Consider the following 10761-nt stretch of genomic DNA (forward strand, 5'->3'; position numbering starts at 1 on the left):
GCAGCCGCGACGGCTGGCATCCGCTCAGTGGGTAAACGCGTGGTCGCAGCCCGCAGGATTACTCGGCTGCTGGAACACGAGAACCAGAAGTCGACCTAATGGGAACTTGTGTTTCGCGGGTGACGATTTCGAGGAACTCGGTGACGGACTCGGGCCGCATGGCGGGGTCGTCTCTCGTGGCGGTCTCTACGACCGCACGCCATGCGCCGCTCTCCGGTAGGAGGGGAATATTCGCGCGGGGGCGCTTTCCTGTGATTGCCCACCCGACGAATTGGCCCAGGCTGTATATGTCGGCCTGCGGCCCCGCGCTGTGAGCGTCGTCTTCCAGTTCGGGGGCGGCAAACCCAGCCGATCCCAAAGCTACACCCATCCTCGTCCTCTGAGGGTCGGTCGTCATCCCTCGGGGACGCCTAACAATGCCCCAGTCAGCAACCACCCACCGGCCGTCCAGCAGAAGAATGTTGGCCGGTTTGATGTCACGGTGCACATAGCCTTTTTCGTGTGCTACCTCAAGGGCCGAACATACGGATTGCAGGAGAAGGGTCAGCGCGTCGTCGTTCCGTAGGTCATCACGGTAGTCCAGGGCCGTTCCCTGCGCAAACGGCATGACGAACCAGCTATGATCTGGCGCGTGGTCCAGAATGGGCATGGCATGAGGATGACCGCTCAGGAACAGTCCGACTTCAATCTCCCGCCTCATTCTGGCGACGCGGCGCTCTAGCGGTGTGCGGAGCTTCTTCAGGGCTACCACGGATCCCGTGGACTTGTCTCTCGCCCTGAAAAGCTGAGCTTGGCCGCCATCTATAGGGATGGGATCGCACGCGTAATTTTTGCGCACGCCAGCCATATGGCGGGCAGTAAATTTCGGCTTCTTGTCGTACTCTGAATGCTCGGAGCAGACTTTCAGGAAGGCCATAAGTGCCAACTTGCATTCCTGCGGGTCTTGCCGATCGAGAAGTCTCAGCGCCTTATCGACCCTGTCGAAATGCGTCCCCTTTTCCGCTTCAGGTCGGGGTATCTCGTCCCAATGGTCGCAGCGGAAAAAGGGCTGGTTGTTGAAAGGTTCCCTTCCTGTGGTGTGCAGGTCGAAACCGAGTTCCACGGAAGCGGGTACAAGTACGCGGTGGCATAGGGTTCGAGCCGAATAGGATCGAGCATTGTGTGTCTGCTGCTTGATAGAGCGAGGGTCAACGGTCTCGTCGAGTGTTCGAGCGAGGAGTGCGGTACCCAGCGCGGGGGTGTAAGTGCGTGGCGCTTCTTCCTGGCGCAGTGAGCGCGAAAGGTGCAGCCACGCCTCTGGTAGCGAAGTTGCTTCCATCGCTTGCCTAAACGCCTCGTCCAATGTCTGGCGGGCGATATGCGGGTCGAACCTGACTGCCATCTTTTCCCCCGGGTCGATCAGTCCTAATCCTTCAAGCGTTGGGTTCGACGCTACCGAATCCCGCGGGCCATGTTATCCATCTGCCAGCATCGGGCCGCATCGCACTGGTGGTGCCGAAGACCGTCGCCGCCCGGTGGCTTTGCTATCGATGGACGGCAGTTCGCCGGGGGCAGACAGGAATGTTCCGGGAAAGACTGGCCAACGGGCGCGAGAGCATGTCAACGTAGACGACCTTGCAAGAAACCCCAGGTCAGAGAGGTGATTGCTCGTGACCGTAGCCCCTGCGGGCCCCGGTTTCTCCACCACTGTCGAGGCCCTGCGACTGCGGGAGTGGCAGCTCGGCCCCGGTCAGCCGACTCTGGTCCTGGACCAGTTCTCGGCCGAGGACTTCCACCTGATCGTTGATGATCGCGCGGACGTGCACGTCAGCTCCAAGGACGGCCGGTTCTACCTCGGTTGGTTTCCGCACGGCCGACCCGGCACGGACGGCGAGGGGTGGAAGTTCGCTGTCACCGGCACCGCTCAGGTCCGCGGCTACCACATGTCGTTCGACACCGAGACGCCAGCCGACATTGTCGCCGCCACCGTGGCGAGGGTGCTGCAGACCTCACGCCGCCTCTGACAGCGCGGCCACCGATACATAGCGCCCGTCCTATGAGCGCTGGCGGTGCCGTAGGCCGGCCCGGCTCCACCGCCCCCGTTTCCCTCGAACCCCAGGAGGCTGTCCGTGACGTCCCCGGAGATGACCGTCGGCGATCTCATCGATCTGTTGTCCGGCTGCGACCGGAGCGCTCCGGTCCGCCAGGCCATGAACCCGTTCTTCCCGATGGCGCACCGCTTGGCGCAGGTCCTGCAGTCGGTCGACGAGACCGGCCGGACCGTTGTCTACCTCGCCGAAGGGCGGGACGAGGACGCACAGCTCGGCCACCTTCCGCCGGAGGTCGCCATCGCCCTGACGTGGCAGGGCCCCGTCCAGGCGCCCCCGCGCCGCCCTCGCCGCCGTGCCGGCGGCAACTAGACACGCACCGAGCCCTTGGAGGCGTCCCTGTACCCCGACCTTCCGCCCGACCCGTCCGCCCCGCGCGGCGGCCAGCCCGCGTTCTGGGTCGGCCCTCGGCACCTAGCCGGTGACGATGGACGCCTCTACGACGTCGTCGCCGACGCGCTCGCCGGCCTGGGGTGGACGAGCCTGACGATCGTCCGCGGACGGCACGAGCCGGACGAGGAACCGGAGGACCGCCAGGTCCTGCGCAGCACCGTCCTGCACATCAGCCCCGACGCCTTGCGCTGGGCCCAGTGGGGGCTGGCGGACGAGCCGTTCCACCTGGGCGGGCTGCCGATCGCCTGGCAGATCTCCGCCCGAGCCGAGGCGAGCAGCCCGCTCGCCCAGTGGTCGGCCTACTTCACCCGTGACGTCCCCGGCGAGGCGGTGGTCGACTTCCTCGTCGCGCTCGACGCAAGCAACCAGCCTGCCTCGGCGCTCGCCGGACCCGAGCTGGTCCTTGACGCTGTCGCCGCCCACGGCTGGTTCCGCGACATCGACCAACCCCAGGCGGCGGCGATGGACCCGACGTTCACCTCGCACATCAGCCTGGGGGAGGTGCCGCCCCTCATCCAGGACGGCGATCTACGGGCCCTGTCCGCCGAGGACGACGAGACGGCACCGGCCGGATGGCAGGCGTGGGCCGAGCCCGTACTCGGCGCCCCGCTTCTGTGGGTGGCCTCGTTCGCCGCCAGCGTCCCGCACGATCTCGTCGCCGCCTTCGCCGCCTCCCTCAGCTCGACCGCACCGGTCCTGCGGCGGGTCCTGCCCGAGGCCACCCAGGAGCGCCTCCTGCGCGCGCCGGCCATCTAACGTCCCGCGCATGACTCTCGACGATCGCAGTCCGGCATCCTCCCAGTTGGGGGTGCCGGACTTTCTTGTTTCCCGGGCGAAGTGGCCGGTCGGGTCGTTAGTGCTTAGCCCATAACGCACTGCTGCCCCCGACCGCGACGGTCGGAGGCAGCAGCGTGACGCGCGCGCAGGTCAGCTCGTTGCCGTGGCCTTGGCGAGGGCCTTGTCGAGGTGGCGGTCGACGAGGGCCGGGGAGCCGGAGAGGACCAGCAGCAGGCTGCCGTCGCGGATCGCGGTCTGCTTGACCACGGTGCTCCGGCCCCCGGCGATGTACGTCAGAAGCAGGCTCCACTGCTCATCACCGCCGACGCTGGGCGCGGGCAGCTTCTGCGAGGTCACATCGACCTGGGTGCCACCGGCGACGACCTGATAGGCCGGGCAGCCTGTCATGGCATCGAAGATCCGGCCGGTGCCGTCGGAGAGCTTCTTCACGCTGTCGCTGTACAGCTCCTCGGAGATCTCCGAGGAGCTGTAGCCGTAGGTGAAGTCCGCCTTCGCCTTGTGCGGGAAGGCGAGTGTGCTGCCAGCCGCCGCGTCACCGCCCAGCTCGCTCAGGGCCGGGCAGCCGAGGACGGTGACGTCATCGTGCTGGGCCGGACGCTCCGGCTGGGGAAGGTAGCCGCTGCCGAGGTCGCGCGGGTCAAGCAGGCGGGACTCGAGCGCGGCCGAGGAGAGCGCGGCCGGCTCCTGGGCGACCTCGGTCGGCTTTCCCGTACGGGAGGAGGCGGTCCGGTGCTTGGACCCGGGGGTGTCGGTGGAGCAGGCGGGCACGGCGAGGAGGGCGGCGGTGATGCCGAGTGCGGTGGCGGCGACGCGAACGCGCATGACGGAACTGACCCCTTGGTGCTAGGCGACGGGTGGTCAGTGCGGGCCCGCGGGCCCGGTGGGGTCGTAGGAGTGGTGGTCAGTGCCCGAGGTGGCGCAGGCAGTCCTCGAACGTGGCGTGCGTCGCGTCCGCCGGCCCGGAGTGCCGGTTGTACCAGGCGGTGTCGATGCGCGTCTCCAGCTGCTGGTGTCCGGCCCTGCAGCGCAGCCAGATCTCACCGCGGGTGGAGAGGATGAGCCAGTCCCGGTACGCGCCGCACTCGGCGCACGTGGCCATCTCGCCGTCGAGGACCAGGGGCTGCTTCCACGGCATCACCTTGCCCTCGACCTGGTCGTGGCTCGGCACCCGCAGCTCCGGCGGGAGGAAGTCGTCCACGATGGCGGTCGGCTCGGCGGGCTGCGGCTCGGGCGCTGGCACTCCGATGCCGGGCGGGACCTGTCCCTGCATCTGCGCGTGCAGCTCGGCGAACCGTTTCTGAGCTTCGCTCGGCCCCTTCGCCCTGCGGCGTATCCGGTGAAACACCCTGGCGTCCTCCTCTACCTCGGCACCTCGTCCTGCGCGTTTCATGATCGTGCCCCACGCCCTCGGCGGTTTCAATTCACAACGTCCACAGTCCCTTCGGCCAGGTCAGCATGGGTGGGGCCTCTCGGCTGCCCGGGTGACGAGGAGGCCACGACGCATGTCTCGGTACGGCACAACGGCGATCCGGGGAGCCTGCGTGCCGTCTGGTGTACTTATCGGGCTTGACGCGGTGACTCCTCTCCGCTGCGCCGCCTGCCGGGCGCGGAGGGCCTGGTCGTCGCCCTGCGCGTCGCGGACCGGTTCACTGCGGTGCTGGTCTCGGGAAGCTGCGATGCATCGGCGGGCAGGTCGGCTGTCCGCCGCATCCGCCACACGAGCACGTCGCTGACGGAGTCCGCGGTGCCCAGTTCCCGCCGGGCGGCAACGTCGGACAGGAGGGCGGCCGGGTTGTGGCCGGCGGCTTCGGCTTCCGTGATGGTCGCGGCCAGGGCGTACCAGCCGGGTTCGGCGAGGATCTGCTCGGCCAGCTCCGGCAGCGCCTCGCGCAGCAGCGCGGTCTGCCGCTGGAGCACCGGCCGGCTCAGACGCCGACCACGCTGATAGAGCACACCGAGCGGCTGGGCCGAGGCGGCCTGGTAAGCGGTGCGCAGGTGTTCGGCAGCTCGGGTGGCGGCCTCGGCCTGCTGGGCGTGGCCCTTCCGGGCGTGCCAGTGCGCGGTGGCGATGATCAGGAAGAACAGCATGTCGATCGCCATCGCCGTGGTGGCTCCGTCCTCACCGCGACCGAGGGCCGGGCCGCCCTGGACGAGGTCGCGGGCGGCCTGCCGCAGGGCTCGATCGTGCCCGCGTACGGCGCGGACGTGAGAGCGCGAGGCCCGTTCGAAGGCCGTTGCAGCGTCGTGCAGTTCGCGACGGGTGTGAGCGGCAGACGTCTTCGCGAGGGCGTCCAGGACCTCGCCGACCGCGGCGATGTGGGCGGCGGCGACCCCGTCCTCGCCGTGGTCGACGACGAGCACGGCCTGCCACACGGCCGATGCCGTGCCGCGGCGCGCGGAGGCCGGACTGCCCGCCCCCGTACGAATCGCTTCCTCTCGCCGGGCCGCAGGGACATCCTGCGCATCACCGGACCACCGCTCGCGGATGCGAGGCAAGGACAGGTCAGGAGCGAGGCGCGCGCCGGGGTAGAACACCGGCTCGCCGTCCTTGTTCAGGTCGTCGGGCAGGGCGACCTTGTATCCGAGCAGGTCACCGGAGGGCGCGGCGCGCTTGCGGATCAGGAGGCCGGCGGCGGCGAGGCGGTCGAAGAACTCCTCGTCGCTTCTCGCGCCGGCCACCGCACGCCGCACGGATTCCCGCAGCTCCTCGCGGGCGGTGCGCTCGCGGCCCTGGCGCTGGGCCTTGTGGCGCTCGGCGCTGGTCGGTCGTTGCGCTGCGGTCCCGTCCCCGGTGCTGAGCTGCTTGAGCCCGTACTCGGCTTCGATCAGGCGGGCTTCGGCCTGGGATCGCTTGGCGTCGTTGTTGAGTCGGGGGCGCCGGCCGTCTTCGCGGACGAGCGTGGCGATGATGTGGATGTGGTCGTCGGCGTGGCGCACGGCCGCCCAGCGGCATCCCGCCTCGTCGGCGGCCGGAGCGATGCCGGTCGCGGCGACCATGCGTCGGGCGATCTCCCCCCATTGCTCGTCGGAGAGAACCGGGTCGTCGGGTGCGGCCCGGACGGATAGGTGCCAGACGTGCTTGGCCGGGCGGCGCGACTCCGCGAGCGTCTGGACGGGCTGGTCCAGGAGCTGCTGCAACTGTCTCTTCGTAGCTTGAGGATCGCGACCGGGGTCGGGAGCGAAGCTGTCCCATGCCGCCACGAGATGCGGATCGACGTGCTCCTCATGGGTCCCTTTGCCGTAGAGGTAGATGAGCAGGCCAAACGTGTTCGAGCCACGCTTGTGGACGCGAGGGATCAACCGGTTCGCCTTTCGGTTTCGAGGTAGTGCTGGATGAAGGCGTCCACGCGCTGGGTGGCGCGCTGGACGGCGCCGAGTACGGCTTCGGCGTAGGGGACGTCGGCACCGGAGTTGGCGGCCTTAGCTACCTGGTTGACGTTGTTGCCGATGTGGCCGAGGTGCCGGCGCACAGCGAAGAGCTCGTTGTGGACTTCTCGTTCGGCGGCGATTTCTGCCGCCGTACGGTCGAGATTGTGGGCGGCTTTGAGAGCGGCGTGGGCGAGGAAACTGGCGACGCTCATGTGGCACACGGCGGCTGCACGAGCTAGGAGTTGGTACTCGTCGTCGTTCATGCGGCAGCTGGGCTGGCGCATGCGCTTGTTCTCGTCGCGCAGGCGCTCACGCTGTTGCACATGCGGCTTTGAAGGGGCGGTGTGCGTGCAGTGCGCACTGTGGCAGGCGTGCTGGTCCTGCCCCTCGGGATGCGAGCCGCCCTCGGTCGCATCCTCACGGATCGGCGCCCCCCGGTGCCGTTCCGCTCCCGCCACTCCAGGGGCGGGGAACGCAAGAGCATTGCTCCCCTCGGGAGCAATGCTCTTGCGATAACTTGCTGTGCGACGTGAGGCCGCATTTTCCGAAGTGAGGTGATTCTCGTGGAGAGGTTCAGACAAGGGTTTCCTCCGAATTAGTGTCTCGATTTTCGTCCCCGCGCTCACATGCGTCGCTGGTAACGGCGGGGTGTGAAGCTGAGCGTTCAAGCCCAAGGGCATCTCGGCCATCGAGAGGCCACAGGCGAGGGGAAGACTGGACGGGCGAACACGTGTGAACCCCTGGTTAATGCCTCGGTATATGGAACCCCCGCGGATGGCTTGCTCTCAGCGGGGCAGGGCCCGGCGCTGCAAGGCGCCAGCGGCTTCCGGTGCAAGCAACAACGGAAGTGAGACACCGCCGGCCACGGGGTAGAGGGGGCGCCCACCCCAGTCGCACCTTCGAAATGCGGAACATGGAAACCCTGACGGGGTCCGGCTACTTCCGGTGTACCAGAAGTAGTTCCGGTAAGCCGACCGTAAGGAAGGCTCAACTCCCCAGCAGGAACAGGATGGTCCAAGAAGCGAATGCCGGTGGGCCGAAAGGCCAGGGGAAACCGGACTGGCGGCATTCTCCGCCCGCCACCCGCCATAACCCGCCGGATACGGGCCTCGGGGCCCGGCCCGAAAGGGCGCCCACGTGGACCAGGTGAGCCTTTGGAGCACCAAAGCGAAGCGACCGGAACCGACGGACAAGTTAGATACCGGAGGCGGACATGAGCACCATGAGGGTCGCGGCCGCGACTCGCCCGCCCGAGGGGAACGGACCCGAGGACGGAGCCTCCGACTGGCACGGAATCCACTGGGCCAGATGTGAGCGCGACGTACGGCGGCTGAGGCAGCGGATCTTCAAGGCAACGCAGGACGGGGACCTGAAGAAGGTCCGCAACTTGCAGAAACTCATGCTGAGAAGCCACAGCAACACGCTGGTGAGCGTGAAGCGGGTGACCCAGCAGAGCCAGGGCCGCAAGACGGCGGGCATCGACGGGGAAACAGCCCTCACCCCAGCGGCGAGGGCGCGATTGGCGGCCGAGTGCCACCGATCGCCATCCCCGTGGAGGGCCCAGCCGGTCAAGCGGGTCTACATCCCCAAGGCCAATGGCAAGCAGCGCCCACTCGGCATTCCGGTCATCCGTGACCGGGTGCTCCAGGCACGCGTGAAGAACGCGCTGGAACCGGAGTGGGAGGCGCGGTTCGAGTCGCGATCCTATGGATTTCGGCCCGGCCGCAGCTGCCAGGATGCCATCGCCTCCATCCGTCAGACGGCGCGCGGTCCTAGGGCGAAGCGACGTTGGGCGTTGGATGCGGATCTGGAAGGGGCCTTCGACCGCATCAGTCACGATCACCTGACCGCCATGCTCGGGCAGTTCCCCGCCAGGGACCTGGTCCGGGGCTGGCTGCGGGCGGGAGTGATGGATGCGGGGCGATGGGCGCCCAGTGTGGAGGGCACTCCACAAGGCGGCGTCATCAGCCCCTTGCTGCTGAACATTGCGCTGCACGGGATGGAACAGGCAGCGGGATTCCGCGCCGACGGGTATCACACGCGCGTTCATCACGCGTCCGCCGGTGTGCCCGTATTGGTCCGCTATGCCGACGACTTCGTAGTGCTTTGCCACTCGAAGGAGGAGGCATATCGGGTCAAGGAGGATCTGAGTGCTTGGCTTGCGCCGCGTGGTCTGCGCTTCAATGAGGCAAAGACGAAGGTCGTGCATCTCGATGAGGGATTCGACTTTCTGGGTTTCACGATCCAGCGACACGGCGACAGGCTGAACATCAGGCCGAGTAAGGCGGCTTGTAACGCGCTGCGGAAGCGGCTGCGAACGGACATGCGGGCCCTTCGGGGCGCACCTGCCCAAGCGGTCATCGCGAAGTTCAACCCGGTTGTCCGGGGCTGGACGGCGTACTACCGGAGCGTGGCGTCCTTCCGCGTGTTCTGCGCGATGGACTCCTATATGTTCAAGCTGCTCTACAAGTGGGTGAAACGCGGTCACGAGAATCGTTCGGGGCTGTGGATCAAGCGCCACTTCTTCGGCAGGTTCAACAAGACCAGACGGGACAACTGGGTGTTCGGTGACCGCGCGAGCGGCGCCTACATTCAGAAGTTCGCCTGGACGCGCTGTTCCATGCATATCACCGTCAAGGGGGCGGCATCCCCGGATGACCCGTCCCTGGCGGAGTATTGGAAGGCGCGACGCCGCGACACAGCGCCACCGCCGATGGACAAGACGAGTCTGATCCTGGCGGCCCGGCAGAAGGGTCTGTGCCCGCTCTGCGGGCGGGCGCTGATCGAAGGTGCGGAATACGAGCCGGACAATCTGCGGGAATGGATTGAATGGTTCGCAGCGACGAAGAAGATGCTGAACAAGCACCACTTCGTCTACCGCAGCAGCGGCGGCACTGATAGACGGACCAACCTCCGCCTTGTTCATGCCGATTGTCACCGTTCGTATCATGCAAACGACGGAGATCGGAACGTAAGTTACCGTCCAGCGGAGCCCTCGCGGCTTGCTTGAGCCGGATGCGTTGAAAGGCGCACGTCCGGTTCTGAGGGGGCCGGGGCCCAGAGATGGGCTCCGGCTACCCGACCGTCCCGAGACCGAGCTGGAGTCGAATGCAGGTTCCGGGGTGGTGCTGTTCTTGGAAGCGTTCGTCATCGGGATTCGGGCCTCGTAGAGCGGGTGCGTTGCTGGATGGTTGCGGCCAGCGCGAGGACATCGGCTGGGCTGGCAAGGACGCGGACCGGTCTGTTGGGACGGTCCTGGACGAGCCACTGCCCGGTCGGCGTGAGGACGACGGTGTGGAGGAGTTGCCGGCGGACCAAGACGTCCGCCCAGGCATCGGCCTCGGCGGTGCTGGGCTCGGAAGAGCGAGGGGGACGCGGAATCACGGCGTACCTCCGAAGCGGGGCGGTGGCCCGGCGTGGAGCCGAGCCACCTTTACGAGTACGGGCTTTGAGCTGGGGTTCTGCCGGTTCAGCCGCATTCGGGGCAGCGCCCGACGTGGCTGTTGAGCGCGCGGGCCATCCGCTGTTTCGCCGAGGCAGCCTGCTTCGCACTGGACTTCGCCGCCGGCCTGCCCGCATGCCGCTCGGAGTGAGCGAGCATGAATCTGATCTCGCGCTCGTACTCCGCGCGGACCGTCTTGAACTGGTGGCAGGTCTTCATCGGGCGGTGCTCCTCGTCGTCGTGATGTCCGCGTTCCGCAGCTCCTGGAGGACCAGGCCGAGTCGGTCGTTACCGACACCCGTCAGGCCCTGGCGGCGGATGATTTCGCGCAGCTGCACTCGGGTGATCGCGCCGTTGCCGTCCCGTTCGAGCAGAGCCGGCACATGGGGACGCACCTCACGGACAAGCTGGCGCTCGGATTCACCCAGCTCGCGTGCCTGGCGCTCCGTCTGCGAGCGGGACCGTGCACGCCGGTCCTTGTTCTTCGACCGGGTCGTCCTGGCCGGCTTCCGGCGAAGCGGGACCTTGTGACCTCGGTCCTGGGTGGTGTCGGTCCCGGACTGTGGGGCGGTCGGTCCTCGGTCCTGGGTGGTGTCGGTCCCGGACTGTGGGGCGGTCGGTCCTCGGTCCTGGGTGGTCTCGGTCCCGGACTGTGGGGCGGTCGGTCCTCGG

General features: G+C 67.5%; 10 protein-coding genes and 1 pseudogene. 4 read left to right on the forward strand and 7 right to left on the reverse strand.

Annotated features, from left to right (window positions below; all coding sequences use genetic code 11):
* Nucleotides 1-58: 58 nt before the first annotated feature.
* Complete coding sequence (locus ABZ659_RS01915) at nucleotides 59-1381, reverse strand: restriction endonuclease, SacI family (protein WP_360212407.1); 1323 nt, start codon at nucleotides 1379-1381, stop codon at nucleotides 59-61.
* 268 nt (nucleotides 1382-1649) lie between these two features.
* Here ABZ659_RS01915 and ABZ659_RS01920 point away from each other — a divergent pair, with 268 nt between their 5' ends.
* The 3 genes from ABZ659_RS01920 (at nucleotide 1650) to ABZ659_RS01930 (ending at nucleotide 3236) form a co-directional block, all read left to right on the forward strand.
* The gene (locus ABZ659_RS01920) at nucleotides 1650-2003 is read left to right on the forward strand and encodes a DUF317 domain-containing protein (protein WP_360212409.1); all 354 of its coding nucleotides are present in this window, start codon (nucleotides 1650-1652) and stop codon (nucleotides 2001-2003) included.
* Between the two features lie 105 nt (nucleotides 2004-2108).
* On the forward strand, nucleotides 2109-2399 hold the full coding sequence (locus tag ABZ659_RS01925; RefSeq protein WP_054100434.1) for a hypothetical protein: 291 nt from the start codon (nucleotides 2109-2111) through the stop codon (nucleotides 2397-2399).
* Nucleotides 2400-2414: 15 nt separating this feature from the next.
* Nucleotides 2415-3236: a DUF317 domain-containing protein gene (locus tag ABZ659_RS01930; RefSeq protein WP_360212411.1), complete on the forward strand. Its 822-nt coding sequence runs from the start codon at nucleotides 2415-2417 to the stop codon at nucleotides 3234-3236.
* A gap of 171 nt (nucleotides 3237-3407) precedes the next feature.
* On the opposite strand, the gene ABZ659_RS01935 is transcribed toward ABZ659_RS01930, so the two are convergent.
* The 4 genes from ABZ659_RS01935 to mobC form a co-directional block, all read right to left on the reverse strand.
* On the reverse strand, nucleotides 3408-4100 hold the full coding sequence (locus ABZ659_RS01935; protein WP_360212413.1) for a hypothetical protein: 693 nt from the start codon (nucleotides 4098-4100) through the stop codon (nucleotides 3408-3410).
* A 79-nt stretch (nucleotides 4101-4179) separates the two neighbouring features.
* Nucleotides 4180-4623, reverse strand: coding sequence for a hypothetical protein (locus ABZ659_RS01940; protein WP_360212415.1), 444 nt, complete (start codon nucleotides 4621-4623; stop codon nucleotides 4180-4182).
* A gap of 212 nt (nucleotides 4624-4835) precedes the next feature.
* Nucleotides 4836-6578 (reverse strand): relaxase/mobilization nuclease domain-containing protein, encoded by a 1743-nt coding sequence (locus tag ABZ659_RS01945; RefSeq protein WP_360212417.1) that lies wholly within the window; start codon nucleotides 6576-6578, stop codon nucleotides 4836-4838.
* On the reverse strand, nucleotides 6575-6970 hold the full coding sequence (mobC, locus tag ABZ659_RS01950) for a plasmid mobilization relaxosome protein MobC (RefSeq protein ID WP_360212419.1): 396 nt from the start codon (nucleotides 6968-6970) through the stop codon (nucleotides 6575-6577). Before mobC ends, ABZ659_RS01945 begins: the two co-directional genes overlap by 4 nt.
* A gap of 890 nt (nucleotides 6971-7860) precedes the next feature.
* Here mobC and ltrA point away from each other — a divergent pair.
* On the forward strand, nucleotides 7861-9657 hold the full coding sequence (gene ltrA / locus ABZ659_RS01955; protein ID WP_360212421.1) for a group II intron reverse transcriptase/maturase: 1797 nt from the start codon (nucleotides 7861-7863) through the stop codon (nucleotides 9655-9657).
* Between the two features lie 459 nt (nucleotides 9658-10116).
* Here ltrA and ABZ659_RS01960 read toward each other — a convergent pair whose 3' ends face one another.
* Nucleotides 10117-10308, reverse strand: a complete 192-nt coding sequence (locus tag ABZ659_RS01960) for a hypothetical protein (protein ID WP_360212423.1) — start codon at nucleotides 10306-10308, stop codon at nucleotides 10117-10119.
* Nucleotides 10305-10761 (reverse strand): annotated as a pseudogene (locus ABZ659_RS01965) (hypothetical protein); the annotation flags it as partial. The pseudogene ABZ659_RS01965 and the gene ABZ659_RS01960, both read right to left, overlap by 4 nt.

The sequence above is a fragment of the Streptomyces sp. NPDC006997 genome (genome assembly GCF_040635175.1).
Lineage (GTDB): Bacteria > Actinomycetota > Actinomycetes > Streptomycetales > Streptomycetaceae > Streptomyces.

What these genes read in the sequence shown, in the direction of transcription:
- ABZ659_RS01915 (WP_360212407.1), bottom strand. Translation starts at nt 1,381, where the DNA reads ATGGCAGTCAGGTTCGACCCGCATATCGCCCGCCAGACATTGGACGAG.
- ltrA (WP_360212421.1), top strand. Translation starts at nt 7,861, where the DNA reads ATGAGCACCATGAGGGTCGCGGCCGCGACTCGCCCGCCCGAGGGGAAC.
- ABZ659_RS01960 (WP_360212423.1), bottom strand. Translation starts at nt 10,308, where the DNA reads ATGAAGACCTGCCACCAGTTCAAGACGGTCCGCGCGGAGTACGAGCGC.
- ABZ659_RS01935 (WP_360212413.1), bottom strand. Translation starts at nt 4,100, where the DNA reads ATGCGCGTTCGCGTCGCCGCCACCGCACTCGGCATCACCGCCGCCCTC.